The sequence below is a fragment of the Variovorax sp. GW821-FHT09D07 genome (assembly GCF_059416345.1).
In genome coordinates, this window is record NZ_JBWKOY010000007.1 from 199288 (window position 1) to 225041 (window position 25754).

Genomic DNA, 25754 nt, shown 5'->3' on the forward strand with positions numbered 1-25754 from the left:
TCAACCCGAAATGAACGTGGGCCAGACCTGGATCTGCAGCTTGAGCGCCCAGATGAAGGCCACATAGCTGCCGGCTGCCAGGATGGTCGCCAGCACCAGCACGTCGCGCAGCTTGAAGTGCTCGCCGGCCATGCTCGAGATGATGGTCAGCGCGTAGATCGCGATGATCATGCCCATCGCCGGCAGCCCGACGCTGGGCAGGCCACCCAGCAGCACGCCGAAGGCCAGGTTGGCGCCGAGCACGAAGGCCAGCGGCTTCCAGGCCCATTTGCCGATCTTGTCGCCGTCGGCGCTCTCGACCACCATGGCCTGGAACATGATCAGCGCGCCCAGCAGCGCCAGCAGGATGCCCAGCATCAGCGGGAAGTACCCCGGCCCCATGCGGGCGCCGTCGCCGATGGTGTAGGTGGTGGCGCCGATGGCGAACGCGCCACCGACGGCGGCGAACATGACTCCTGAGAAGAAGTCCGCCTGTCTCTTGATTTTCATTGTCTCGACCCTCTGTTTTCGAAGGGACGAGGGTCGTCGCCAGCGGCTGACCGTCGGCTGACCGCGACGGTACGGACAAATGCTTACAGGGAAAGTACGGGCTTTCCCCCAGGCTTCGCGCACTTCGTGTCGCTGCGCCAACCCCCTCCGGGGGCAACACCAGCGGCCCGGCAAAGCCGGTTCCGCGGTGTTCCACGAAGGGGCAGGGATCGTGTGGGGGCCGGAAACGAAAAAAGCTCCCGAAGGAGCTTTTCATTCATTCAGAGCGCCGAGGCGCTCATGAGTGTGTGGGGGAGGGCTTAGTAGCCGCCGCGGCCACCGCCGCCGCCGCCGTAACCACCGCCGCCACCGCTACGGCCGCCACCGCCGCCGCCGTAACCGCCGCCGCCGCCACCACCGTAGCCGCCGCCGCCACCACCGCCGTAGCCGCCACCACCGCCGGTGCGGGGGGGACGTGCTTCCATCGGACGGGCTTCGTTCACCGTCAGGGCGCGGCCCTGCAGCGATGCGCCGTTCATGCCTTCGACAGCTGCGAGTGCTTCAGCGTCCGTGCCCATTTCGACGAAGCCGAAGCCCTTCGAACGGCCGGTGTCACGTTCCATCATGACCTTGGCGCTGACGATCGAGCCGAACTCGCCGAAAGCCTGTTCCAGGTCGTTGTCACGCACGGAGTAGGCGAGGTTGCCCACGTAAAGTTTCTTGCCCATGGAGGGACTCCTAATTCAAACCAAAAAAACACAAAGCGATGGAGTCCCAGAATCACAACAAACTAATGCGCTGTGGCGCGAAACTGACCGATCACCAAATTACGTGCACGGGAGCCAAGGCTCGCAGACACGTGAGCCGGATTATCCGGCCCGATTTCCGAAAAAAGGGGGGAAATCTTGTGTTATCGAGAAACATTCCGACCCGACGGGCGGTTTCGCAACGGTTTGAGCAGGTCGGACAGGCCGTTGTGGTCTATTTCATGCATCAAAGCGAGCAGTCGGCCAATTTCTCCCGCGGGAAAACCCTCGCGCGCAAACCAAGTCAGGTAATTTCCGGGCAAATCGGCAATCAGCGTGCCCTTGTGCTTGCCAAAAGGCATCTCGAGCGTCACCAGGCGCTGCAGGTCTTCGGGGTTCATGCGCGCTTCAGCCGCCTGCGCGCTTGACCGTGTGGCCCTGCTTCACGAGGGCGGCGATGACGACCTCGCGGTGATCGCCCTGGATCTCCACGGTGCCATCCTTCACCGTGCCGCCCGTGCCGCAGGCCGCTTTCAGCTGCTTGCCCACGGCCGCCAGCGCCGCCGCGTCGAGCGGCAGGCCCTTGACCACGGTCACGCCCTTGCCCTTTCGGCCCTTGGTCTCGTGCGATACGCGGACAATGCCGTCCGTGGCCGCCGTGCGGGCCTTCGCGAGCTCCTTGCAGCGGCATTGCGCCATCGGGGCGCCGCAGTCGGGGCACATGCGCCCGCCCGCCTCGGTGGAGTACACCAGCGTGCTGCCGGTGCGGCTGTTCTTCATCGTTCCCATTCGATCCGTCTTTCTTTCGATCTCTCTCTTTTTCCCGGTGCCCGTTCCATGCCATTCGATACCCTGGGCCTGACCCCCGCGCTCGCGCAAGCGGCCGCCGCGAGCGGCTTTGCCGCGCCGACCGCCATCCAGGCGGCGGCCATCCCTGCCATTTTGCAGGGCCGCGACCTGCGGGGCTCGGCACAGACCGGCTCCGGCAAGACGGCCGCATTTTCCCTGCCGCTGCTGCAGCGCCTGGCCGCCGAGCCCGCCGCGTCGGCGTCGCGCCGGCTGCGCGCGCTGGTGCTCGTGCCCACGCGCGAACTCGCGGCCCAGGTCGGCGAGACGCTGGAAGACTTCGCGCGGCACCTGCCCGAGCGCCTGAAGATCGTCGTCGCGGTCGGCGGCGTCTCGATCAACCCGCAGATGATGCGGCTGCGCGGCGGCGCCGACATCGTGGTCGCCACGCCCGGCCGGCTGCTCGACCTGGTCGAACACAACGCGCTCGTGCTCGACGCCGTGTCGACGCTCGTGCTCGACGAGGCCGACCGCCTGTTCGACCTGGGCTTTGCCGAGGAGCTGCAGCGCATCCTGGCGCTGCTGCCGGCGCGGCGCCAGAACCTGCTCTTCTCGGCCACCTTCCCGATCGCCATCCAGGCGCTGGCCGACGACATGCTGCACGACCCGGCCCTGGTCGAGGTGCAGGGCGAGCCCGGCACCCGGCCCGACATCGTGCAGCGCGCCATCGAGGTCGACGCCGCCCGCCGCACCCAGCTGCTGCGCCAGCTGCTGAAGGACAACGAAGGCACCTGGGACCGCGTGCTGGTGTTCGTCGCCACGCAGCACGCCGCACAGACCGTGGCCGAGAAGCTGTACCGCAACGGCATCTACGCCGTGCCCTTCCACGGCGACATCGCGCAGGGCACGCGCCGCGACATCCTGGCGCAGTTCAAGCAGAGCCGCTGGGACGTGGTGATCGCCACCGACCTGGCGGCGCGCGGCCTGGACATCGCGCAGCTGCCCGTGGTCATCAACTACGACCTGCCGCGTTCGCCCACCGACTACATCCACCGCATCGGCCGCACCGGCCGCGCGGGCGCGAGCGGGCTGGCGATCAGCTTCGTGAGCCCGGCCACCGAGGCGCACTTCCGCCTGATCGAGAAGCGCCAGGGCCAGCGCGTGCCGCGCGAGCGCATCGCGGGCTTCGAGCCGACCGAGGCGGCGCCGGTGGTGGTCGATACCTCGGGCAACGGCGGCATCAAGGGCGCGCGGCCGAGCAAGAAGGACAAGCTGCGCGCCGCCGCGGCGCTGGCCGCACAGGCGGGCGGTGGGGAAGACGCGGACTGACGCGCGTCAGGCTTCCGCCGGCATGCAAGGAGGCCGGCGGGTGCTTCGAACGGTTTTCCGCTTTCGTGCGTTGCGCGCTACGCGTGCTGCTTGCCGAGCAAGTTCGCCATCAGGTCCACCGGCAGCGGAAACACGATGGTCGTGTTCTTGTCCGCGCCGATCACCGTGAGCGTTTCCAGGTAGCGCAGCTGGATCGCCTGCGGCTCCTGCGCCAGCACGCGCGCGGCCTGGAACAGCTTCTCGGACGCCTGCAGTTCGCCTTCGGCATGGATCACCTTGGCGCGGCGTTCGCGTTCCGCCTCGGCCTGCCGTGCGATGGCGCGGATCATGGATTCGGTGAGGTCGATCTGCTTGATCTCGACGTTCGACACCTTGATGCCCCACGACGCCGTCTGCACGTCCAGCGATTCGCGCACATCCAGGTTGAGCTTCTCGCGCTCGGCCAGCATGTCGTCCAGCTGGTGCTTGCCGAGCACCGAGCGCAGCGTGGTCTGGGCCAGCTGGCTGGTGGCGTTGAAGAAGTCCTTGACCTCGATGATGGCCTTGGCCGCATCGACGATGCGGAAGTAGACGACCGCGCTGACCTTCACCGACACGTTGTCGCGCGAGATCACATCCTGCGTCGGCACTTCGAGCACCACGGTGCGCAGGTCGACGCGCACCACCTGCTGGATGGCCGGGATCACGAACACCAGTCCCGGCCCTGCCACCTTCGAGAAGCGCCCCAGGGTGAACACGATGCCGCGCTCGTACTCCCGGAAGATCCATACCGCCGAAAAGAGCAGCGCCGCCAGCAGGACCAGGGCGACGGCGCCGATGCCATAAGTGAAAGAGAGCATGGTGATCTCCCGCGACTCAGCAAAGGTGCTGAACGGTTGGACACCCGCTGCGCAGCGGCGTTCCGGCCGGGCCGGAATAAAGGGCGGTTCCGCCGCTACAGCCACCCGAGCTGGCGCGCCGCCAGCTCCTTCATGATCTCTTCGGCGCCACCGCCGATCATCATCACCTTGACCTCGCGGTAGACGCGCTCGCTCACGGTGCCGCGCATGAAGCCCATGCCACCAAGGATCTGCACCGCCTGGTCGGCGCAGAACTGCATGGTCTGCGTGGCGTGGTTCTTGAGCAGGCAGACCTGCGCCACCCACTCGGGCGCGTTGATGCGGCCCGCCGCCTCGTGGGCGTCGCCCTCGGCGGACACGGCCTCGAGCCAGGCCTCGGTCGAGGCGATGCGCATCTGCATGTCGACCAGCTTGTGGCGCACGGCCTGGTGCTCGATGAGCGCGGCGCCGAAGGTCTTGCGCTCGCGCGACCAGGCCAGCGCTTCGTCCAGGCAGGCCTGCGCGAAGCCCAGCGCGCCGGCCGCGAGCCCGACGCGCTCGCCGTTGAAGTTGCCCATGACCATGCGGAACCCGCCGCCTTCGTCGCCCAGCAGGTAGCGCGCGGGCACGCGCACGTTGTCGAAGTGCAGCGTGGCGGTGTCGGAGCACAGCCAGCCCATCTTCGCGAGCCGCGTGCGCGAGAGGCCGGGCGCGTCGCCCGGCACCAGCAGCATCGAGAGCCCGCCCGCGCCGCGGCCTTCGCCGGTGCGCACGGCCACGGTGATCCAGTCGGCGCGCATGCCCGAGGTGATGAAGGTCTTCTCGCCGTTGAGCACGTAGTGATCGCCGTCGCGCTTGGCCGTCGTGCGCACCGCGGCCACGTCGGAGCCGCCGCCGGGTTCGGTGATCGCGAGCGCGGCAATCTTTTCGCCGCGCAGCACGGCCGGCACGACCTCGCGGCGCACCGCGTCGCTGGCATGCAGCACCACGGGCGGCAGGCCGATGTTGTGCGAGAACAGGCTCGCGAGCACGCCGCCGCTCTGGCCGTGGCGCGCGAGCGCGACCCACGCGGGTAGCTTCAGCGAATAGGAGGCCGGCGTGCCGTCGAGTGCTTCGGGGTAGCCCAGGCCCAGCAGGCCCAGCTCGGCCGCGCGGGCGTACAGCGCGCGCGGGAATTCGCCGGCCTCGTCCCAGGCCTGCACGTTCGGTGCGATCTCGGCCTGGGCGAAGCGGCGCACCGTGTCGGCGAGCGCCGCACGGTCGGCCTGCAGTTCCGCGTCCATGTCGCTCAGCCGCGCGGCGGGCGCTTGGCGATGCCCATGGTCTTGGCGAGGATGCCGAGCATCACCTCGTCGGCGCCGCCGCCGATCGAGCCCAGGCGGCCGTCGCGGTACAGGCGCGCCACGCGGTTCTCCAGCGTGAAGCCCATGCCGCCCCAGAACTGCAGGCAGGTGTCGGCCACCTGGCGCGTGAGGCGGCCGGTCTTGAGCTTGGCCATCGACGCGAGCTCAAGCACGTCCTCGCCCTTCACATGCAGGTCGCAGGCGCGGTAGGTGAGGGCGCGCAGCGCCTCCACCTCGGTCTTGAGCTCGGCCAGCTTGAACTGCACCCACTGCTGGTCGGCCAGCGTGGCGCCGAACATCTGGCGCTGCTGCGCCCATTCGATGGTCTGCGTGATGCAGTCGTCCATCGGCGCGAGCGAACTGGCCGCGCACCACAGGCGCTCTTCCTGGAACTGCTGCATCTGGTAGACGAAGCCCTGGCCCTCCTCACCGATGCGGTAGCGCTGCGGCACGCGCACGTTGTCGAAGTAGATGAGGCCGGTGTCGCTCGAGTCCATGCCGATCTTGCGGATCTTCTTGGCCTTCTCGATGCCGGGCAGGTTCATCGGCACCATCACGAGCGACTTGTTGCGGTGCACCGGGCCCTCGCTGGTGTTGACCAGCATGCACATCCAGTCGGCCTGCAGGCTGTTGGTGATCCACATCTTCTGGCCGGTGATGAGGTAGTCGTCGCCGTCCTTCTTCGCATAGGTCTTCAGGCCCGCCACGTCGCTGCCCGCGCCGGGTTCGCTCACGCCGATGCAGCCGACCGTGTCGCCGGCGATGGCGGGCACCAGGAACTCGCGGCGCAGTTCGTCGCTGCCGAAGCGCGCGAGCGCGGGCGTGCACATGTCGGTCTGCACGCCGATGGCCATCGGCACGCCGCCGCAGCTGATGTGGCCCAGCCCCTCGGCGAAGGCCATCGCAAACGAGTAGTCGAGCCCGGCGCCGCCGAAGGCCTCGGGCTTGTTCAGGCCCAGCAGGCCGAGGTTGCCGAGCTTCTTGAAGACCTCGTGCGCGGGAAAGATCTCGGCCTCTTCCCATTCGTCGACGTGGGGGTTGATCTCCTCGTCGATGAACCGGCGCAGGGTGTTCTGCATCTCGAGGTGTTCATGGGTGTACTGCATGGCGGGTCTCCGTTCGTTCGCTCGTTACTTGTCCTGGAACACGCGCGGTGTCTGCGCGAGGTGAAAGCCGTCGTAGGGCCGCACCGCGGGGCGCTGCTGCGCTTGCGCGTCGGGCAGCGCCATGGGCCAGCCCATGCGCGCCTGCGGGCGTGCGCCGTCCACGCGCAGCACGGTGCCGCTGATGAACGCGGCGGCCGGGCCCAGCAGGAAGGCGATGGCGGCGGAGGTCTCGGCCTCGTTGCCGAAGCGGCCGGCCGGCACGGTCTTGCGCATGGCGCGCAGCATGTCGCCGGCCTCGGGCGGGTAGTGGTCCATGCCGCTGGAGGCGATGTAGCCCGGCGCCACGGCGTTCACGCGCACGCCGCTCACGGCCCATTCGGCGGCGGCGGTCTCGGTGAAGCTCACCATGCCGGCGCGCGCGGCGCCGCTGTGGCCCATGTTCGGCATCGACCCCCAGATGTCGGCCACGATGTTGACGATGGCGCCGCCGTGGGCCTGCATGCTCTGCAGGTAGCACTCGCGCGCCACCAGGAAGCCGCCCGTGAGGTTGGTGTGGATCACCGCCTCCCAGCCCTTGGCCGAGATGGCGGCCAGCGGCGTGATGTACTGGCCGCCCGCGTTGTTCACCAGCCCGTCGATGCGCCCGTGCGCCGCGACGATGGCCTTCACGGCCTCGCGCACGGCCTCTTCCTGGCGGATGTCGAAGGCCTGCGTGCTGGCGTTGCCGCCGGCTGCTTCGATCTCGGCGCGCACCGCGTCGAGCTTCTCGGGCTTGCGGCCGACCAGCACCACGTGGGCGCCGAGCGAGGCCAGCTCGTGCGCGGTGCAGCGGCCGATGCCCGAGCCGCCGCCGGTGACGACGATGCATTGCCCGGCGAACAGGCCGGGCGCGAAGACGGAGCGATAGTGGGATGCGTTCATTCGACAGGTTCTCGACAAAGGGGAGGGGCCTTCAGGCCTCGGCGATCTCGGCAACGATGTGGCGCGCGGCCACCTGCGTGCCCACGGCCACATGCAGCGCCGCGACGCGGCCCGCGCGCGGTGCGCAGTGCACGTGTTCCATCTTCATGGCCTCGAGCGTGACCAGCGGCTGGCCTGCCGAGACGGTGTCGCCCTCGGCAGCGAGCAGCGCGACCACGCGGCCGTTCATCGACGCGCGCAACAGGCCGTCGCCGCCGCCCGCGTCGGCACGCGCCACGGCCACGTGGGTGAGGTCGTCGAGGCGGTGGGCGCGGCCGTCGAAATGGAAGTCGACGCGTTCGGCGCACCGCACGACCTGCGCCTGCGCGGCCACGCCGTCGCAGGCGAAGCGCAGCAGGCCGTCGTCCGACAGCGCCAGCAGCGCGAGCGTGGCCGGCTCGGTGTCGTCCACCACGACCTCGAAGTGCGCGGCGCCGCGCGGCGTCACGCGCGCCGTGTGCACGGCGCCGTCGAGCGAAAAGCGCAAGGCGTTGGGCAGCGTGTGCGCCAGCGGCGAGGGCCAGCCGCGCGCGCCGGTCTGCAGCAGCAGGGCTGCGAGCAGGGCGGCGCGCGTGTCGCTCGCGGTGTTGGCGGCCAGCAGCGCGTCGAGGTGGTCGCCGATGAAGGCGGTGGTCGCACCGCCGCTTGCGAACACCGGGTGCGCGAGCGCGCGCTGCAGCAGCGGCTGGTTGGTCGGCAGGCCGAGCGCCACCGTGTCGCGCAGGCCGGCCAGCAGCCGCTGGCGGGCCTCGTCGCGCGTGCGGCCCGACGCAATGAGCTTGGCGATCATCGAGTCGTAGAAGGGCGGCACCTCGGCGCCGTCGCGCAATGCGTGTTCGGTGCGCAGCGCGGGCGATGGGCGCCACGCCGTGAGCGTGCCGCTTTGCGGGAGGAATCCCTGCTGCGGGTCTTCGGCGCACAGCCGCACTTCGATCGCATGGCCGGTGATGCGCACGTCGTCCTGCGTCAGCGGCAGCGGCTCGCCGGCCGCCACGCGCAGCTGCAGTTCGACGAGGTCCAGGCCCGTCACCGCTTCGGTCACGGGGTGCTCGACCTGCAGCCGCGTGTTCATTTCCATGAACCAGTACTGGCCCTGCGCGTCGAGCAAAAACTCCAGCGTGCCCGCGCCTTCGTAGGCGATGGCCTTGGCGGCGGCCACGGCGGTGGCGCCCATGCGTGCGCGCAGCGCGGCATCGACGGCCGGCGAGGGCGCTTCCTCGATCACCTTCTGGTGGCGCCGCTGCACCGAGCAGTCGCGCTCGCCGAGGTGGATCGCGTGGCCGTGGCGGTCGGCAAACACCTGGATCTCGATGTGGCGCGGCGCGACGATGGCGCGCTCCAGGATCACGGTGGCGTCGCCGAAGGCATGCAGCGCCTCGGACTGCGCGCTCTGCAGTTGCTCGGCGAAGGCGCCGGCCGAGGCCACGAGCCGCATGCCGCGCCCACCGCCGCCGGCCGTGGCCTTGATCATCACGGGCCAGCCGATGCGTTCGGCCTCGGCGGCCAGCGTGGCGGTGCTTTGATCGTCGCCCTGGTAGCCGGGAATGCACGGCACGCCGGCCGCCTGCATGAGCCGCTTGGCGCCGGCCTTGTCGCCCATCGCGACGATGGCCTCGGGCGATGGCCCGATGAAGACCAGCCCCGCGTCGCGGCAGGCCTGCGCGAACGCGGCGTTCTCGGCGAGGAAGCCGTAGCCCGGGTGCACCGCGTCGGCGCCGCTGGCGCGGGCCGCGGCAACGATCGCGTCGATGTTCAGGTAGCTCTGCGCGGGCAGCGGCTCGCCGATGCACACGGCCTCGTCGGCCTGGCGCACGTGCTCGGCGTCTGCATCGGCGCGCGAGTACACCGCGACCGTGCGGTAGCCCATGGCGCGCGCGGTGCGCATCACGCGCACGGCAATTTCGCCGCGGTTGGCGATCAGGATCTTGTGAAAGGTGCTCATGGCCGTGCCACCGAAAACTGCATGGGTTGCGGCGCACGCGCCTCGGCGTCGCGGCAGATCGACAGCGCCTCGGCCAGCACGGCGCGCGTGTCGCGCGGGTCGATCACGCCGTCGTCCAGCAGCAGCGCGCTGGTGGTGAAGACGCTCATCTGGCGCTCGAAGCGCTCGACGATCTGGCGTTGCATCGCGTCGATCTTCTCGCGGTCGACGGCACCCTTGCGCGCCATGCCGGCCTCCATGACGATGGCCATGGTCTGCGCGGCCTGCTCGCCGCCCATCACGGCGGTGCGTGCGTTGGGCCAGCTGAAGCAGAAGCGCGGCGCAAAGCCGCGACCGCACATGCCGTAGTTGCCCGCGCCGTACGAGGCGCCGCAGTGCAGCGTGATCTGCGGCACGTTGGCGCTGGTCACGGCCTGGATCATCTTGGCGCCGTGCTTGATGATGCCGGCCTCCTCGTGCGCGCGGCCCACCATGTAGCCCGTGATGTTCTGCAGGTAGACGATGGGCGTGCGCGACTGGCAGCAGGCCTGGATGAAGTGCGTGGCCTTGGTGGCGCCGTCGGAATCGATGGGGCCGTTGTTGGTGATGATGCCCACCGCATGCCCTTCGAGGCGGATGTGGCCGCAGACCGTGGCGCTGCCGTAGTGCTCGCTGAAGGCCAGGAACTCCGAGCCGTCGGCGATGCGCGCGATGACCTCGCGCATGTCCACCGGCCGGCGGCCGTCGGCGGGCATGAGGCCCATCAGCTCCTCGGCGTCGTGGCGCGGCGGTGCGAAGGTGCGCGGCACCTCGTCGCGCGCCCAGTCGATGCCGCCGAGGATGGCGCGCGCGATGCGCAGTGCGTCGCGGTCGTCCTCGGCCAGGTAGTCGCCCAGGCCCGAGATGTGGGTGTGCATGACGGCGCCGCCCAGTTCTTCCTCGGTGGCGATCTCGCCGGTGGCGGCCTTCAGGAGCGGCGGCCCGGCCAGGAAGGCCCGAGTGCGGTCGCGCACCATCACGATGTAGTCCGACAGGCCCGTCTGGTACGCGCCGCCTGCGGTCGAGGAGCCGTGCGTCACGGTCACCACCGGCAGCCCCGCGGCCGAGAGCCGCGCGAGGTTGCGGAAGATGTTGCCGCCGCGCACGAAGTCCTGCACGCGGTACTGCATGAGGTTGGCGCCCGCGCTTTCCACCAGCTGGATGAAGGGCAGCTTGTTCTCCAGCGCGATCTCGTGCAGGCGCAGCTGCTTGTCCAGCCCCATGGGCTGCAGCGCGCCGGCGTCGATGCCGGAGTCGGAGGCGCTGATCATGCAGCGCACACCCGCCACGCGCCCGATGCCGGCGATCAGGCCGCCGCCGGGCACGCTCTTGGCGAGGTCGGGGTTGTCCTGGCCCAGGCCCGCCAGCGTGGCCAGCGGCAGGAAGGGCGCGCCGGTGTCCAGCAGCAGCGCGAGGCGTTCGCGCGGCAGCAGCTGGCCGCGCTTGGCGAAGCGCTCGGCCGAGGCGCTGGAGGCGGCCACGGCGCGGGCTTCGTGGGACCGGACCTGGTCCAGCAGCGAGAGCATGCTGGCGCGGTTGGCCTGGTAGCTGTCTCCGGCGGTGTGCAGCCGGGATTCGAGGAAGGGCATGGGGGTCTGTGCGGTGCGCGCGTGTCGTTTCGCACAGACTTTAGGAGGCGGGCCCCCGGCCCGCTTGCGCCAACTAGCTGGGGCGCACGCGCCGTTGTGCGGCGGGGGCGGCGTCCAGGCTGCTGCCCGTGACCACCCAGTAGATGAAGATCAGCACCGCGCCGGCCGTGCCGAACACCGTGAGGCCCATGTAGCTGCCGCCCAGCGAGAGCGCGTCGACCGGGGCGGCCGCCGTGCAGATCATGCTGGCCGCGCTCATGCCCACGTAGTGCATGGTGCACACCGCCACGCCCATCACGGCGGCGGCGGCCACCTGGTGGCTCAGCTTGCGCAGGTTGAAGGCCAGCCACAGCGCCGCGGCGGCGGCCGTGATGGCGATGACCACCGACAGCGCGACCATGCTGAAGTCGAAGCTCATCGTGGCCCGCATGTTCATCGCGAACATGCCCATGTAGTGCATCACGCACACGCCCAGGCCCGCCAGCAGGCTGCCCGCCAGCCAGCCCGAGCGGCTGAACTTGGCGCGCCCGCCCGCCAGGTACAGCGCAATGCCCGAGATCAGGATGGCCGCCACCAGCGACACGATGGTCAGCGGCATGTTGTACGCGATGCCGAAGGGCAGCCGGTAGGCCAGCATGCCGATGAAGTGCATCGACCAGATGCCGATGCCCCCCAGCGCCACCGCGGCGCAGGCCACGATGGCCAGGTTGGGTTTGCCGTCGGCACCGACCATGCGCCCGGCACAGATCAGGGCCACCAGCGAGCCGAAGAAGGAAATGACGAACGAAAGCGCGACCAGCCCCAGGGAGTATTCGGGCGATAGCACTTGGCCTACGACGAGTGGAGTCATGCGATGTCCCTTCGGAAAGAGCGCTTCGCAGACCCCGACTGCCCTATGCGATCGGAACGCTGCGACGCGTCCCGACCAGTTTGTAATATGTGTTTATAAAAGTAAACAGAAACTTGTACTAATTGTTACCCTGAATGACAGGCCGAATTCGATAGATCGAATTGTTCCTGTCGGCCGCCACGTAGACCGTGCCGTCGCGCCCCACGGCCACGCCCGTCACCACGTACGGCGGGGGCAGGCCGGGCCCGGCCGCCAGCCCGATGGGCAGGTTCTCGGCGACGGTGCGACGGGTGCCGGTGGCCGGGTCGATCTCGACCAGCCGGCGCGCCTCGCTCTCGGCCACGATGAAGCTACCCCACGGCGTCTGGGCCAGGCCCTCGGGCAGCGCCAGCCCGTCGGCCACGGTGCGCAGCGGCGCGCTGGCGTCCAGCGGAATGCGCAGCAGCTTGCCGGCCGCCTCGGTCACGTAGAGCGCGCCGTCCTGGCCGACCACCAGTTGCACCGGGCCGTTCAGGCCGCTGGCCAGCACTGACTTCTCTGCAAACTTCGGCCCGCTGGCGCGCGTGATGCTGCCGGTGGCGAGTTCGGCGTAGATCACGCTGCCGTCGGGCATGGGCAGCGCGTCGAACGGCGCCTTCAGGCCGTGGATCGTCTCGACCGTCTTCAGCGTCTGGCGGTCGACCAGCTGCACCGAGCCCGTGAACCACGAGGTCAGCGCGAACAGCTTGGGCGACAGGCCGACCGCGAAGGGGTAGTCGAGCTCGGGGTCGCGCTGCATGCGGAACACGTCGCGCACCTCGCCGGTGCGCACGTCGACCTGCCGGAAGCCGAAGACGTCGGCCACCCACAGGTCGTTGCCGTCGATCTTCAGGCCCGCGGGCACCGCCACCTTGCCGCTGGTGAGCGTGCGCAGCTCGCCGGTGGCGGGGTTGAAGGCCTGCACCTCGTTGTTGGCCATGTTCGAGATGTAGATCGTCCCGTCGGGCGTGTCCTTGGCGATGGCCAGGTTGTCGAGCGACGGGCGCAGCTGCTTGGCGACGGTCTTCTTGCCGCTCGCAAGATCGACCTTCACCAGCTCGCCGCTGCGCGCATCGACCACCCAGAGGTTGCCCTTGCCGTCGAGGTTGGCGGCGGCGGGGATCTTGAAGCCGTCGGCGATCACCGTCAGGGCGCCGTTCGCCGGGTCGATCTTCACGACCTGGCCCTTGAACCACAGCGGGCCGTAGAGCAGGCCGTCGGGCCCGACCTCGAAGCCGTTGAAGCCGCCCATGTCCTTCTTGATGAGCCGGGGCGGCTGCTTGCCCTCGCGGTCGATCTCCCACAGCGCGTCGCCCAGGAACACCTGCGAGGCGTAGAGCTTGCCGTTCTTGCGATCGAAGTCGAGCGAGTTCAGGCCGGGCAGGTCCTTGGCGAGCACGCGCAGTGGCGCGCTGTCGTTCTCGCGGTAGCGCAGCATGCCCATGAGGTAGTTGGTCCAGGCCAGCTCACCCTTCGGGCCGACCGCGATGTCGTCGGCCTGGCCTTCGGGCGCGTCGATCAGCACCTTGGCGGCGCCGGTCTGGCGGTCGACCTCCCACAGCGTGTTGCCGAGCACGGAGCCCGCCAGCAGCCGGCCCTTCGCATCGATGGCCAGGCCGTGCACGCCCGCGAAGGACGACGGGGCCACGAGCACCTCGGGCGCCGCCCACGCGGCGGGGCGTTTGGGCGGTGGCGACAGCGAGCTGCAGGCGGCGAGCAGGGCGAGGGCGGCGGTCAGCGCGGCAGCGCGGATCGTGCGACGGGGCATGGCGATCTCCTCTGGGTTGGCTTGGTGGATGCGGCAGTGCGCCCGCAGTCTAGGAGCCGGAGGAGGCCGCGCAGTCGCTCGCGGGACAAGACGCGGACTTTCGTCCGCTGCGGATAACCCGCAGCACCCGGTGATTTTTCAGCCGCGCAGCAGCTGCGTCGCCGTATGGATCAGCAGCCCCACCAGCCCGCCCACCAGCGTGCCGTTGATGCGGATGAACTGCAGGTCGCGCCCGATGTGGCGCTCGAGCTCGTCGGTCATCTCGTGCGCGTTCCACTCGCCCACGCGCTCCTCGATGTAGCGGCGGATGTCCTCGCGGTAGCGCTCGATGGCCGCCGGCGCGGCGGCCTCGAGCTGCTCGTTGATCCAGGCGCGGATCGCCGCGTCGTTCTGCAGCCGCTGGCCCAGCGCGCCGGCCATGGTGGCGATGCGCTGGCGGATGGTCGAGTCGGGGCGCCCGAGGTCGTCGTGCAGCCAGCCCAGCAGCTCGCCCCACAGGCCGTGCAGGTAGTCGCCCAGCGCGGGGTGCGCAATGAGCTCGGCGCGGATCTGCTCGCCGCGCTGCTGGAACTCGGGGTCGAGCTTCAGGCGCACCACGAAGTCGTCCACGAAATGGTCGAAGCGCCGGCGCATCGGGTGCTCGGGCTCGGCCGCCAGCTCGGCCAGCGTGCGCGCGATGGCGGCCACGATCTTGCGCGTGGCGAGCTTGGCCGCCACCTGGTCCAGGCCCACGTAGCGCAGCGTCTTGATCTCGCGCGCGATGGCCTCGGTGATGTGCGCCTGCACCTCGTCGCCGTCGAGCAGCTCGGCCACCTGCTGCAGCACGTCGTCGAGCAGCGCCTGGTGGCGCCCGCCGGCCGTGAGCGCATCGAGCGCCTGGCCGGTGAGGCGCGAGAGGTCGATCTTGGCCAGGCCGGCCGCGGCGGCGCGGCCCATGAAGTCGCGCACCCGTTCGTCGTCGAAGGCGGCCAGACCGTAGCGCGTGGCGGCCACGCCCCATTCGCCGAGCCGCTCGCCGCTGGCGGGCCGGGCCAGCCACTCGGCGATGCGCCCCGCCGCATCGAACTGGCGCAGCTTGGCCAGCACCTGGGCGGTGCTCAGGAAGTTGTCGCAGATGAAGCCCGCGAGCTTGGCGCCGATGCGGTCCTTGTTGCTCGGGATGATCGCCGTGTGCGGGATCGGCAGGCCCAGCGGGTGGCGAAACAGCGCCACCACCGCGAACCAGTCGGCAATGGCGCCGACCATCGCGGCCTCGGCAAAAGCCGCCACGTAGCCCCAGGCCGGATGCTGGCCGTGCAGCGCGCTGGCCAGCGCATACAGCGCCGCCGCCGCGCACAGCAGGCCGAGCGCGACGCGTTTCATGCGCTGCAGTGCGCCGCTGCCGTGGTCTTCAGCCAATGGTGTGCGAGGTCGCGAGGCGCTCCATGAACAGCTCGCAGCGCGCGAGCTGCTCAAGACTCACGAACTCGTCGGGCTGGTGCGCCTGCTCGATGCTGCCGGGGCCGCACACCACGGTGGGGATGCCGGCGTTCTTGAACAGGCCCGCTTCGGTGCCGAAGGCCACCAGCGTGGTGCGGTCTTCGCTGGCCAGGCGCTGCGCGAGCAGCGTGACCGGATCGCCGGCCGCGCCCAGGAAGCTCGGGATCTCGCAGATCGTTTCGAACTTGAAGCCCGCGTCGGGCGCCACCTTCTTCATGGCGGGCTCGATGCTCGCGGCGTAGGCCAGTACGTCGGACTGCATGCGCTTGGCGTCGGCCGTGGGCAGGTCGCGGAATTCGTAGCGGAACTCGGCGTCGCGCGGCACCACGTTGTCGGCGATGCCGCCGTGGAACTGGCCCACGCTGGCGGTGCTGAAGGGCACGTCGAAGCCGTCGTAGCGCGGCTCGCTGCGTTCGAAATCCTCGGCCATGTCGCGCACCTTGCCGATCACGCGCGCGGCCATCTCGATGGCGTTGACCGACTTCGGCGTGAGCGACGAGTGCGCCTCCTTGCCGCGCACGCAGCACTTGTAGCGGTACACGCCCTTGTGGGCGATGGCCGGCACCATGCTGGTGGGCTCGCCCACGATGCAGGCCAGCGGCTTGATGCCGGCGTCGCGCATGTCGGCGATGAGTTCGCGCACGCCGAAGCAGCCGATCTCTTCTTCGTAGGTGAAGGCGAAGTGCACGGCGAAGGGCGCGTCGCCCTCGAGGAAGCGCTGGGCATTGGCCAGCGCGATCGCGATGTAGCTCTTCATGTCGGCCGAGCCGCGGCCGTACAGGCGCTCGTTCTGCACCACGGCCGACAGCGGGTCGACGCTCCAGGCCTGGCCGTCCCAGGGCACCGTGTCGGTATGGCCCGAGAGGATCACGCCGGCCGGCTTGCCCTCGCCCAGCGTGGCGAACAGGTTCGCCTTGGTGCGCTCGGCGTTGTAGGTGATGCGGCTCTTCACGCCGAGGGCGGCGAGGTGCGCCTGGGCGAAGTCGATCAGCTCGAGGTTGCTGTTTGCGCTCACCGTGTTCATGCGAACCAAGGTTTGCGCCATCAAGAGGCTCTGGGGAGAAAGCGTGTGCTGCATGCAACAGATTGTCCGGGAAGTTGAACGCCCGCGCAGATGGGTATCGGCGTTGTCACGCGCAGCGGGTAGCCTGCCTCCTCTTTTTTCTTTGTTTGGATGGAGAAGACAACATGCGCATGTCCCTGCAGATCACCCTGACCGCCGTGGCCGCCCTGAGCCTGGCCGCCTGTGGCACCACCGGCCCGGCGGCGAACAAGCTGCTCACGCTGGACGGCAACCCGCCGCTGGTCATCGCCCACCGCGGCGCCTCGGGCTACCTGCCGGAACAGACGCTGGAGTCGTACGCGCGCGCCATCGAACTGGGCGCCGACGTCATCGAGATGGACCTGGTCTCCACCAAGGACGGCGTGCTCATCGCCCGCCACGACCCCAACCTGGCGATCAGCACCGACGTGGCCAAGCACGCGCGTTTTGCCTCGCGCAAGAAGACCATTCAGGTCGACGGCGAGACCCAGACCGGCTGGTTCAGCAACGACTTCACGCTGGCCGAGATCAAGACCCTGGGCGGCATTTCGACCGACGCGGAGCGCCCGCAGGAATTCAACGGCAAGTTCAAGGTCGTGACCTTCCAGGAGATCATCGATTTCGCCAAGGCCAAGACGAAGGAAACCGGCCGCACCATCGCGATCTACCCGGAAACCAAGAACCCGACCTACTTCCGCGACCTGGGCATGCCCATGGAAGACAAGGTCATCGCCGCCATCAACGCCGCCGGCTGGAACAGCAAGACCGCGCCCATCTACGTGCAGTCGTTCGAGCCCGGCAGCCTCAAGTACATGAAGAGCAAGGGCCTGAACACCCGGCTCATCCAGCTGATCGACGGCGACGGCATCGACATGAAGACCGGCGCCATGACCTACGCCGTGCCGGTCGACCGCCCCTACGAGTGGACCAAGGCCGGCGACAAGCGCAACTTCGACGTCATGGTCACGCCCGCCGGGCTGGCCGAGATCAAGACCTACGCCGACGGCATCGGCCCCTGGAAGCGCTACATCGTGAGCGTCAAGGGCACCGTGGGCGCCGACGGCAAGGTGGTGGACGTCAACAAGGACGGCAAGATCAACGACGCCGACGCCACCTCGACGGCCCCCACCACGCTGATCGCCGACGCCCACAAGGCGGGCCTGTTCGTGCACCCCTTCACGTTCCGTAACGAGTCGCGCCGGCTCGCGTCCGACTACAACAAGGACGGCAAGAACGAATACGCGGTCTATTACAAGCTCGGCGTCGATGGCGTGTTCACCGACTTCACCGACACCGCGCTGGCCGCGCGCGCCGAGTACCTGAAGAGCATCGGCCGCTGAGGGTTTGCCCGGCACGGTCTTTGCGGCGCATTCCGCAAAGCCTAGACTGTGTCTTATGAAACTCATCGACTCGCTCGTCACGCAGGCGGCCGGCATCGCGGCCGTCCGGCGTGACCTTCATGCCCACCCTGAACTCTGTTTCGAAGAAGTCCGCACCGCCGACGTGGTGGCAGGCAAGCTCACCGAATGGGGCATTCCCATCCACCGTGGCCTGGGCACCACCGGCGTGGTCGGCATCGTCAAGAACGGCACCAGCAACCGCGCCGTCGGCCTGCGCGCCGACATGGACGCGCTGCCCGTCACCGAGCTCAACACCTTCGCCCACGCCAGCCAGCACCACGGCAAGATGCACGCCTGCGGCCACGACGGCCACACGGCGATGCTGCTCGCGGCGGCCCAGCACCTGGCCAAGCACCGCAACTTCGACGGCACCGTCTACCTGATCTTCCAGCCGGCCGAAGAGGGCGGCGGCGGCGCGCGCGAGATGATCAAGGAAGGCCTGTTCGAGCAGTTCCCCATGGACGCCGTCTTCGGCATGCACAACTGGCCCGGCATGAAGGCCGGCCAGTTCGCCGTGAGCCCCGGCCCGGTGATGGCCTCGGGCAACAAGTTCCATGTGAACGTAGTCGGCAAGGGCGGCCACGCCGCGCTGCCGCAGACCGGCATCGACCCGGTGCCGATCGCCTGCGAGATCGTGCAGGCCTTCCAGACCATCCTCACGCGCAAGATGAAGCCGACCGATTCGGCGGTGATATCGGTCACCACCATCCACGCCGGCGAGACCAACAACGTGATCCCCGACAACTGCGAGCTGTCGGGCACCGTGCGCACCTTCTCGCTCGAGGTGCTCGACATGATCGAGGCCAAGATGAAGCAGATCAGCGAGCACATCTGCGCCGCGCACGACGCCACCTGCGAGTTCCGCTTCGAGCGCTACTACCCGCCGACCATCAACACCGAGGCCGAGGCCGACTTCGCGCGCCGCGTGATGGGCGGGATCGTCGGCCCCGAGAACGTGCTCAAGCAGGAGGCCGCCATGACCTCGGAAGACTTCGCCTTCATGCTGCAGGCCAAGCCCGGCGCCTACGCCTTCATCGGCAACGGCGACGGCGCGCACCGCGACGTGCACCACGGCGAAGGCCCGTGCACGCTGCACAACGCGAGCTACGACTTCAACGACGACCTCATCCCGCTGGGCGCCACCTGCTGGGTGCAGATCGCCGAGCAGTTCCTCCAGCCTGGCGGCACTGCCCCATGATCGGCATCGGCGAGGCCTTTTCGCCGCGCTACGCCCAAGCGCGCCAGAAGTTCCTGCAGGGCTGCGTCAGCGCCGGCCTCACGGTCGAGCCGCACGCGCACCCGCTCAAGGGCCGCGACGGCGAAGAGCTGTCGATGGACGTGGCGCTCGACGGCGACGCCAACGCCGAGCGGCTGCTCGTCGTCACCAGCGCCTGCCACGGCGTCGAAGGCCACTGCGGCAGCGGCGTGCAGGTGTTCGCGCTGCACGACGCCGAATGGCGCGAGAAGGCCAAGGCGCAGGGCGTGGCGGTGCTGTACGTGCATGCGCTGAACCCGCACGGCTTTTCGTACGGCCGCCGCGTGACGCACGAGAACGTCGACCTGAACCGCAACTTCCTCGACTTCTCGAAGCCCGTGCCGGTGAACGAGCCCTACGCCAGGCTGCATCCGCTGCTGCTGCCCGACACCTGGCCGCCGACGCCGGACAACCAGGCCGCGATCGAGAAGTGGATCGAGAAGCACGGCGCCACGGCCTACCAGGCGGCGGTGACGAGCGGCCAGTACCAGTTCGACGACGGCCTGTTCTTCGGCGGCAAGGCGCCGACCTGGAGCAACAAGACCATCCGCAGCGTGCTGCGTCGCCATGCAGGCCACGCGAAGCGCCTGGCCTGGATCGACCTGCACACGGGCCTCGGCCCCAACGGCCTGGGCGAACGCATCTTTGCCTGCCGCGACGACAAGGTCGCCTATGCCCGCGCCAACGCCTGGTGGGGCACGCCGGCGGCGCCCGTCACCTCGATCTACGACGGCTCCTCGACCTCGGCGCTGCTGCGCGGCCTGATGTGGGACGCCGTGTACGAAGAGTGCCCGCAGGCCGAGTACACCGGCATCGCGCTCGAATACGGCACGCTGCCGATGCTCGAAGTGACCGGCGCCCTGCGCGCCGACCACTGGCTGCACAAGCACCCGGACGCGCCGGCCGATCTGGCCGATGGCATCCGCGCGCGCATGGTGGAGGCGTTCTACACGGACTCCGACGCCTGGCGCGGCCAGATCGTGAGCCAGGCGCGGCAGGCGATGTTCCAGGCGGTGGACGGCCTCTCCGCCTGACCGCTTCCCAGCGCTGCATCCCGTGCCTAGGGCACTGGGTGCTTCCCGCAGCGAAATCAAGGAGGAGGCCGCAGGCCGGGGGACATTCGCGGAGGGAAGTACCCGGTGGCCTGGGCACGCCCACCGGACAAAAACTACGTCCGCACCCGCCCGTCAGCAGTCAGCATCGACAGCTCGACAAACTTCGAAGCCACATGGCTCTTCGAAGAGAACGACACCTCGAAGCCGCCGAACTGCTGCCGCTCGATGCTTTCCAGCCCCGCGATCAGCCCGTCGCGCGTGCCCTTGCCGCCCGGTGCGCGGCGCAGGCCCTCGGTCAGCACCTTGGCGGCCAGGTAGCCTTCCATGCTCGAGAAATTGGCGCTCGCGCCGCCGCCCGCCTTGCGCACCGCTTCGGTGAACTCGCGGGCCAGCGCATTCGCCTGGTTGTAGGGCGAGGGCACCACCTGCGTGACCATCACGCCCGCCGCCTCCTTGCCCAGCTCGTCCGCCAGCGCTTGCGTGCCCACGAACGAGAGGTTGAAGAACACGCCGCCGTAGCCCGCCTTGCGCATCTCGCGGATGAACGCCGCGCAGGCCTTGTAGGCACCGACCTGCACCACCGCCGCCGGCTGGCTCGCCATGATCGTCTTCACCGCCGCGGCCACGTCGGCCGAGTTGCGCTCCACCGTGGCCAGCGCCACCGGCTTGAGTTCCTGCTGGGCCAGCGCCAGCGTCACGCCGTCCAGGCCGGCCTTGCCGTAGGCGTCGTTCTGGTAGAAGACCGCGATCTTCTTCATGCCCAGGTGGGTGAGCTGTTTCACCATCAATGCCGTCTCGTCGTTGTACGAAGCGCGCAGATGGAACACGTTGCGGTGAAAAGGCTCGCGCAGCGACATCGCGCCCGTGAACGGCGCGATGAACGGCACCTTGTCCTTCACCGCCAGCGGCAGCGCGGCCAAGCTGGTCGGCGTGCCGATGTAGCCGAACAGCGCGAACACGTCCTCGCCGATCAGCTTCTGCGTGTTGGCCGCGCAGCGGTCGGGCTCGTAGCCGTCGTCCAGGTTCTTGATGACCACGTCGCGCTGGCCCGGCTGGGCGTTGTACTGGTCCAGGAACAGCTTGGCGCCCTGGTGGAACTGGATGCCCAGCTGCGCGGCCGGCCCGGTGAACGGCGCCGATTGGCCCAGCACCAGCGGCGTGTCGCCCTGCGCCCGGGCGATGCCGAAGCTGCCCAGCGTGGCGGCGGCCGCCGTGGCGATCGAAAAATGCCTGCGATTCAATTGCATCGTCATGGTGAAATCCTCCCTCTGCCCTGTGTGTTGATACTCAAATTAGACTTGTCCGATGGCCCACGCAACGGATTCCCTCCTCGACACGCCCGACGCCTCCGCACCCTCTACGGTGCTGGGCGCCTGCCCGCACGATTGCCCCGACACCTGCGCGCTCGTCACCACCGTCAAGGACGGCGTGGCGGTGAAGCTGCAAGGCAACCCCGCCCACTCGCACACCGGCGGCGTGCTGTGCACCAAGGTGTCGCGGTACATCGAACGCAATGACCATGCCGAGCGGCTCGTGCAGCCCCTGAAACGCGTCGGTCCCAAGGGCAGCGGCCGCTTCGAGCCCGTCTCATGGGAGACGGCATTGGACGATATCGCCGCGCATCTTCGGGAATTGCAGTCGGAACCGGAAGCAATTCTCCCCTACAGCTATGCGGGCACCATGGGCCTCGTACAGGGCGAATCGATGGACCGGCGCTTCTTCCACAAGCTGGGCGCCTCGCTGTTGGACCGCACCATCTGCTCGATGGCGGGCGGCGAGGCCATGGTCTACACGCTGGGCGCCAAGGTCGGCATGCGCATCGAGTTCTTCGCCGAGGCCAAGCTCATCCTCATCTGGGGCAGCAACTCCATCGCCAGCAACCTGCACTTCTGGCGCCACGCCCAGGCCGCCAAGCGCGCCGGCGCACGGCTGGTGTGCATCGACCCGCGCAAGACCGAAACCGCCGACAAGTGCGACGAGCACATCGCACTGCTGCCCGGCACCGACGCCGCGCTGGCGCTGGCGCTCATGCACGAACTCATCGTGCACGACTGGCTCGACCACGACTACATCGCGAACCACACGCTGGGCTGGGAGCAGCTGCGCGAGCGCGCGCTGCAATGGCCGCCGTCGCGCGCGGCCGAGGTCTGCGGCATTCCCGAGGCACAGATCGTGGCGCTGGCCCAGGCCTACGGCACGACGAAGCCCGCCGCGATCCGCCTGAACTACGGCATGCAGCGCGTGCGCGGCGGCGGCAACGCGGCGCGCGCCATCGCCTGCCTGCCGGCGCTGGTCGGCGCCTGGCGCGACCGCGCGGGCGGCCTGCTGCTCAGCAGTTCGGGCCACTACCCGGTCGACCGCGCCGCGCTGCAGCGCCCCGACCTGCTGGCCGGGCGCAAGCCGCGCACCATCAACATGAGCACCATCGGCGATGCGCTGCTCGACACCGCCAAGCCCGTGAAGGCCGTCGTGGTCTACAACAGCAACCCGGTGGCGGTGGCGCCCGAGTCGGCCAAGGTGGTGGCGGGCTTTGCGCGCGAAGACCTGTTCACCGTGGTGCTCGAGCAGTTCCGCACCGACACCGCCGACTACGCCGACTACCTGCTGCCCGCCACCACGCAGCTCGAGCACTGGGACATCCACTGCAGCTACGGCCACACCGACGTGCTGCTGAACCGCCCGGCCGTCGCGCCGCGCGGCGAGGCCCGCAGCAACGCCTGGGTGTTCCGCGAACTGGCGCGCCGCCTCGGCTTCGACGAGCCCTGCTTTTCGGAGAGCGACGAGTCGCTGTGCCGCACCGCCTTCGCCGAGAAGGCGATCGATTTCGAGCAACTGCGCGCCCAAGGCTTCACCAGCCTGAAGCTGGCCGAGGCGCCGTTCGCCGAAGGCACGTTCCCCACGCCCTCGGGCCGCTGCGAGTTCTTCAGCGAGCGCCTGCAGGCCATGGGCATGGACGGCCTGCCCGACCACGTGCCCAACTGGGAGCCGGTCGGCAGCTCGACCGAGTTCCCGCTGGCGATGATCTCGCCGCCGGCGCGCAACTTCCTCAATTCGACCTTCGTCAACGTGACCAGCCTGCGCGCGATCGAGGTCGAGCCGCTGCTTGAGATCCACGCCGACGACGCCGCCGCGCGCGGCATCGAGGACGGCGCCACGGTGCGCGTGTTCAACCAGCGCGGCGAGCACCGCTGCCGCGCCGAGGTGTCGCGCCGCGCGCGCCAGGGCGTGGTGCACGGCATGGGCATCTGGTGGCGCAAGCTCGGCATGGACGGCACCAACGTCAACGAGCTGACCAGCCAGCGCCTGACCGACATCGGCCGCGGCCCGACCTTCTACGACTGCCTGGTGCAGGTCGAAAAGGCGTGATGCGACGGCTGCGCGCGCCCGCGCTGGCATTGGCCGGCGCGCTTTTCCTGACGGGCTGCGCCGACCTCGGCTACTACTGGCAATCGGCCAACGGCCACCTCGACATCCTGCGCGCGGCCAAGCCCGTGCCCGAATGGCTGGCCGACCCGGCCGTGGGCGCGCCGCTCAAGGCCAAGCTCGAACTCGCGCAGCGCATCCGCCGTTTCGCGTCGAGCGAACTCGGCCTGCCCGACAACGCGAGCTACACCTCGTATGCCGACCTGCACCGCCCCGCCGCCGTGTGGAACGTGGTGGCCGCGCCGCCGTACTCGCTCACGCTGAAGAGCTGGTGCTTTCCGGTCGCGGGCTGCGTGGGTTATCGCGGCTACTACGACGAGGCCGCCGCGAAAACCGAGGCCGAGGCGCAGAAGACAAACGGCCTCGAAGTGGCCGTGTACCCCGTGCCGGCCTACTCCACGCTGGGCTGGATGAACTGGGCCGGCGGCGATCCGCTGCTGTCCACCTTCATCGGCTACCCCGAGGGCGAGCTGGCGCGCCTCGTGTTCCACGAGCTGGCGCACCAGGTGCTCTATGTGCCGGGCGACACGGTGTTCAACGAGTCGTACGCCACGGCCGTGGAGCGCATCGGCGGCGCGATGTGGCTGCAGCGCGAGGCCGGCGAGGCGGCGCGCGCCGAGTACGCGCAGTTCAATGCACAGCGGCAGGACTTCCGTGCGCTGGCGCTCAACACGCGCCGCACGCTCACGCAGGTGTACGAGTCGCCCGAAGCCAAGGCGAAGGACTGGACAAAGGTCGAAGCGCAGAAGCAGGCCGCCATGGCCGACTTTCGCGAGCGCTACACCGCGCTGAAGGCGGCGTGGACCGGTCCGCGCCAGAACGCGTATGACGGCTGGGTGGCGCGCGCCAACAACGCGGCCTTCGGTGCGCAGGGCGCCTACGACGACCTGGTGCCGGGCTTCGAAGCGCTGTTCGAGCGCGAGGGCCGCGACTGGCCGCGCTTTTACACTGCGGTGCGGCGCATTGCCGCGCTGCCCACGACGGAAGAGCGCCGCAATGCGTTGCAGGCCGCCACGGGTATCCTGCACACCCACGCGCGCCAAGGCCGCACACACGACGACAACGGAGACCACGGTGCCTGACATCCAAATCGAACGCAACCACACGCTGGGCATTGCCGGCGCCCGCGAAGTCGCGCGCCAATGGGTGCATCAGGTCGAGCAGGACTACGGTCTGGAATGCACCTACACCGAGGGCACCGACTGCGACCGGGCCCAGTTCAGCCGCGCGGGCATCGACGGCACGGTGGAGGTCACGGCCGATACCTTCCGGCTCGAGGCGACGCTGGGTTTCCTGTTCAGCAGCTTCAGCGACCAGATCGAGCAGAAGATCTCGCGCAACCTCGACGCACTGCTCGACGCACCGCAGGGCGGCACCCGCTTCGCCTGAGGCGGGGAATTTTCTTCTTCAGGCGATGGTGTAACCGCCATCGACCGGCAGCGCCACGCCGCTGACCATCGCCGCGCCGTCGGACAGCAGGAACAAGATTGGCGCGACCACTTCATTGACCTGCGCGAAACGTCCCAACGGAATGTTCTTGAGCGCCGCCGCGCTCTTGGCCGGATCGGACCACGCCTGCTCGGCCATCGGCGTGAGCGTGACGGTCGGGTTCACGCTGTTCACGCGGATGCCGTGCGGCCCGAACTCGAGGCACAGCGCGCGCGTGACGGCGTCCATCGCCGCCTTCGAGGCGCTGTAGCAAAGGTGCGCGTCGAGCGCGACCAGCGAGGCCTGGCTCGACACGTTGACGATGCTGCCGCGCACGCCGGCCGCGATCATGGCCCGGCCGCAGCGCGCGGCCACGAGTGCGGCGGCGCGTGCGTTGACGGCCATCACGGCGTCGAAGCTCCCGGCCTGCAGGTCGATGGCGCGCTCGATGCGTGTGGTGCCGGCGCAGTTCACAACCAAATCGAAGGCGGGCAATGGTGCGAGCGCTTTTTCCAGTGCGCCGACGTCGGCCACGTCCAGGGCCAAGGGCGTGCAGCCGGACTCGGTCTGCAGTGCTTCCAGCGCGTCGGCGTTGCGGCCTACGGCGGTGACTTGTGCGCCTGAGCGGGCGAGCTGTGCGGCGACTGCGCGGCCGATGCCGCTGCTGGCGCCGGTCACGAGGGCGCGCTTGCCTGAGAAGTCGAAGGTGGGTGTCATGGTGTTCTGCTCATCAAAGGTGGTGGTTCAGGGCGCGTGCACAGGCCACCGGGTACTTCCCTCCGCGAATGTCCCCCGGCCTGCGGCCTCCTCCTTGATTTCGCTGCGGGAAGCACCCAGTGTCCTGTGCACACTGAGCGCGGTCGTTGTGCAGTCGATCAACAACCGCACTGCCCAACGCTCACGTCGATGCGGTGCCTTGCGCAGCGAAATC

The 25754-nt window shown here is 69.1% G+C and carries 23 protein-coding genes; 7 read left to right on the forward strand and 16 right to left on the reverse strand.

Translation table 11 applies throughout. The annotated features are described in order from the left end of the window. The 4 genes from AC07OX_RS23745 to AC07OX_RS23760 all read right to left on the reverse strand — a co-directional run bounded on the left by AC07OX_RS23745 (position 1) and on the right by AC07OX_RS23760 (position 2003). Positions 1 to 489, reverse strand: a complete 489-nt coding sequence (locus AC07OX_RS23745) for a tripartite tricarboxylate transporter TctB family protein (protein WP_062472776.1) — start codon at positions 487 to 489, stop codon at positions 1 to 3. Between the two features lie 299 nt (positions 490 to 788). Further along, positions 789 to 1196, reverse strand: coding sequence for an RNA-binding regulator (gene rbp, locus AC07OX_RS23750; RefSeq protein WP_095950733.1), 408 nt, complete (start codon positions 1194 to 1196; stop codon positions 789 to 791). A 182-nt stretch (positions 1197 to 1378) separates the two neighbouring features. Continuing rightward, the gene (locus tag AC07OX_RS23755) at positions 1379 to 1615 is read right to left on the reverse strand and encodes a DUF3820 family protein (protein ID WP_056584018.1); all 237 of its coding nucleotides are present in this window, start codon (positions 1613 to 1615) and stop codon (positions 1379 to 1381) included. A gap of 7 nt (positions 1616 to 1622) precedes the next feature. Beyond that, positions 1623 to 2003 carry a translation initiation factor Sui1 gene (locus AC07OX_RS23760; protein WP_062472780.1) on the reverse strand — a complete coding sequence of 127 codons (381 nt, stop codon included), beginning with the start codon at positions 2001 to 2003 and terminating at the stop codon, positions 1623 to 1625. 48 nt (positions 2004 to 2051) lie between these two features. Between AC07OX_RS23760 and AC07OX_RS23765 the strand changes: the two genes are divergently transcribed. Continuing rightward, complete coding sequence (locus AC07OX_RS23765) at positions 2052 to 3329, forward strand: DEAD/DEAH box helicase (protein WP_495262089.1); 1278 nt, start codon at positions 2052 to 2054, stop codon at positions 3327 to 3329. Positions 3330 to 3406: 77 nt separating this feature from the next. On the opposite strand, the gene AC07OX_RS23770 is transcribed toward AC07OX_RS23765, so the two are convergent. From AC07OX_RS23770 to argE, 10 genes are all read right to left on the reverse strand, one after another. Then, positions 3407 to 4168, reverse strand: coding sequence for a slipin family protein (locus AC07OX_RS23770; RefSeq protein WP_495262090.1), 762 nt, complete (start codon positions 4166 to 4168; stop codon positions 3407 to 3409). Between the two features lie 95 nt (positions 4169 to 4263). Further along, positions 4264 to 5430: an acyl-CoA dehydrogenase family protein gene (locus tag AC07OX_RS23775; RefSeq protein ID WP_495262091.1), complete on the reverse strand. Its 1167-nt coding sequence runs from the start codon at positions 5428 to 5430 to the stop codon at positions 4264 to 4266. Between the two features lie 5 nt (positions 5431 to 5435). Continuing rightward, the gene (locus AC07OX_RS23780) at positions 5436 to 6596 is read right to left on the reverse strand and encodes an acyl-CoA dehydrogenase family protein (protein ID WP_095950728.1); all 1161 of its coding nucleotides are present in this window, start codon (positions 6594 to 6596) and stop codon (positions 5436 to 5438) included. A gap of 24 nt (positions 6597 to 6620) precedes the next feature. After that, positions 6621 to 7517 carry an SDR family NAD(P)-dependent oxidoreductase gene (locus AC07OX_RS23785; protein ID WP_495262092.1) on the reverse strand — a complete coding sequence of 299 codons (897 nt, stop codon included), beginning with the start codon at positions 7515 to 7517 and terminating at the stop codon, positions 6621 to 6623. A gap of 31 nt (positions 7518 to 7548) precedes the next feature. Next, positions 7549 to 9498, reverse strand: a complete 1950-nt coding sequence (locus tag AC07OX_RS23790) for an acetyl/propionyl/methylcrotonyl-CoA carboxylase subunit alpha (protein WP_495262093.1) — start codon at positions 9496 to 9498, stop codon at positions 7549 to 7551. After that, positions 9495 to 11105 (reverse strand): acyl-CoA carboxylase subunit beta, encoded by a 1611-nt coding sequence (locus tag AC07OX_RS23795; protein WP_495262094.1) that lies wholly within the window; start codon positions 11103 to 11105, stop codon positions 9495 to 9497. The genes AC07OX_RS23790 and AC07OX_RS23795 overlap by 4 nt, the downstream gene beginning before the upstream one ends. A gap of 73 nt (positions 11106 to 11178) precedes the next feature. Continuing rightward, positions 11179 to 11955, reverse strand: a complete 777-nt coding sequence (locus AC07OX_RS23800; protein ID WP_062472795.1) for an MHYT domain-containing protein — start codon at positions 11953 to 11955, stop codon at positions 11179 to 11181. Positions 11956 to 12073: 118 nt separating this feature from the next. Next, positions 12074 to 13741, reverse strand: coding sequence for a Vgb family protein (locus AC07OX_RS23805; protein WP_495262095.1), 1668 nt, complete (start codon positions 13739 to 13741; stop codon positions 12074 to 12076). A gap of 138 nt (positions 13742 to 13879) precedes the next feature. Next, positions 13880 to 15139, reverse strand: a complete 1260-nt coding sequence (locus AC07OX_RS23810) for a DUF445 domain-containing protein (RefSeq protein ID WP_495262096.1) — start codon at positions 15137 to 15139, stop codon at positions 13880 to 13882. Further along, positions 15132 to 16298 carry an acetylornithine deacetylase gene (gene argE, locus AC07OX_RS23815; protein ID WP_095950723.1) on the reverse strand — a complete coding sequence of 389 codons (1167 nt, stop codon included), beginning with the start codon at positions 16296 to 16298 and terminating at the stop codon, positions 15132 to 15134. The genes AC07OX_RS23810 and argE overlap by 8 nt, the downstream gene beginning before the upstream one ends. Positions 16299 to 16408: 110 nt before the next feature. Here argE and AC07OX_RS23820 point away from each other — a divergent pair, with 110 nt between their 5' ends. From AC07OX_RS23820 to AC07OX_RS23830, 3 genes are read left to right on the forward strand one after another with little or no spacing between them, the layout of a single operon-like run. Continuing rightward, positions 16409 to 17602 carry a glycerophosphodiester phosphodiesterase gene (locus AC07OX_RS23820; protein WP_492700242.1) on the forward strand — a complete coding sequence of 398 codons (1194 nt, stop codon included), beginning with the start codon at positions 16409 to 16411 and terminating at the stop codon, positions 17600 to 17602. Positions 17603 to 17657: 55 nt separating this feature from the next. Further along, a complete protein-coding gene (locus AC07OX_RS23825) occupies positions 17658 to 18860 on the forward strand; it encodes a M20 aminoacylase family protein (protein ID WP_495262097.1) in 1203 nt (400 codons plus the stop codon). Continuing rightward, the gene (locus AC07OX_RS23830; protein WP_495262098.1) at positions 18857 to 19951 is read left to right on the forward strand and encodes a M14 family metallopeptidase; all 1095 of its coding nucleotides are present in this window, start codon (positions 18857 to 18859) and stop codon (positions 19949 to 19951) included. Before AC07OX_RS23825 ends, AC07OX_RS23830 begins: the two co-directional genes overlap by 4 nt. Before the next feature lie 134 nt (positions 19952 to 20085). Here the strand turns inward: AC07OX_RS23830 and AC07OX_RS23835 are convergent, their stop codons facing one another. Beyond that, positions 20086 to 21219 carry an ABC transporter substrate-binding protein gene (locus AC07OX_RS23835; protein ID WP_495262142.1) on the reverse strand — a complete coding sequence of 378 codons (1134 nt, stop codon included), beginning with the start codon at positions 21217 to 21219 and terminating at the stop codon, positions 20086 to 20088. 58 nt (positions 21220 to 21277) lie between these two features. Here AC07OX_RS23835 and AC07OX_RS23840 point away from each other — a divergent pair, with 58 nt between their 5' ends. From AC07OX_RS23840 to AC07OX_RS23850, 3 genes are read left to right on the forward strand one after another with little or no spacing between them, the layout of a single operon-like run. Further along, positions 21278 to 23338: a molybdopterin-containing oxidoreductase family protein gene (locus AC07OX_RS23840; RefSeq protein WP_495262099.1), complete on the forward strand. Its 2061-nt coding sequence runs from the start codon at positions 21278 to 21280 to the stop codon at positions 23336 to 23338. Beyond that, positions 23338 to 24477 carry an aminopeptidase gene (locus AC07OX_RS23845; protein WP_495262100.1) on the forward strand — a complete coding sequence of 380 codons (1140 nt, stop codon included), beginning with the start codon at positions 23338 to 23340 and terminating at the stop codon, positions 24475 to 24477. The genes AC07OX_RS23840 and AC07OX_RS23845 overlap by 1 nt, the downstream gene beginning before the upstream one ends. Continuing rightward, positions 24470 to 24784 carry a polyhydroxyalkanoic acid system family protein gene (locus AC07OX_RS23850; protein ID WP_062476134.1) on the forward strand — a complete coding sequence of 105 codons (315 nt, stop codon included), beginning with the start codon at positions 24470 to 24472 and terminating at the stop codon, positions 24782 to 24784. Before AC07OX_RS23845 ends, AC07OX_RS23850 begins: the two co-directional genes overlap by 8 nt. Positions 24785 to 24802: 18 nt before the next feature. Here the strand turns inward: AC07OX_RS23850 and AC07OX_RS23855 are convergent, their stop codons facing one another. Then, positions 24803 to 25540: an SDR family oxidoreductase gene (locus AC07OX_RS23855; RefSeq protein WP_495262101.1), complete on the reverse strand. Its 738-nt coding sequence runs from the start codon at positions 25538 to 25540 to the stop codon at positions 24803 to 24805. Between the last annotated feature and the right edge of the window lie 214 nt (positions 25541 to 25754).